Below are 292 nucleotides of genomic sequence, written 5' to 3' on the forward strand. Positions count from 1 at the left end.
ACCAGTCCATATGGTCATTGTTCGATTGGCTATTTGTTTTCTTTGGTATATTCGCTTTAGTCCCTGTTTTCCTGATCTGTTCACGCAGTGGTTCTGAATCATAGCCTTTATCTGCACATACCACTTTTGTCTCTTTTAAATCTAATGTTGATATTAAATCAGGTGCAACTTTAACATCATGTGTGGTTCCATCGGTAATCATGAAATCAATAGGATTGCCATGTGCATCAACAATCAAATGTATTTTTGAGGAGTTTCCTCCTACACTTTTAGAAATAGATTGATTCGCTAT

The 292-nt window shown here is 36.0% G+C and carries 1 protein-coding gene; it reads right to left on the reverse strand.

Annotated features, from left to right (window positions below; genetic code table 11):
• Window positions 1–292: transposase (locus tag WFH18_RS18005; protein WP_336755440.1), on the reverse strand; the 292-nt coding region annotated here is incomplete at both ends.

The organism is Acinetobacter sp. USHLN143, from assembly GCF_037145695.1.
GTDB classification, from domain to species: Bacteria; Pseudomonadota; Gammaproteobacteria; order Pseudomonadales; family Moraxellaceae; genus Acinetobacter; species Acinetobacter fasciculus.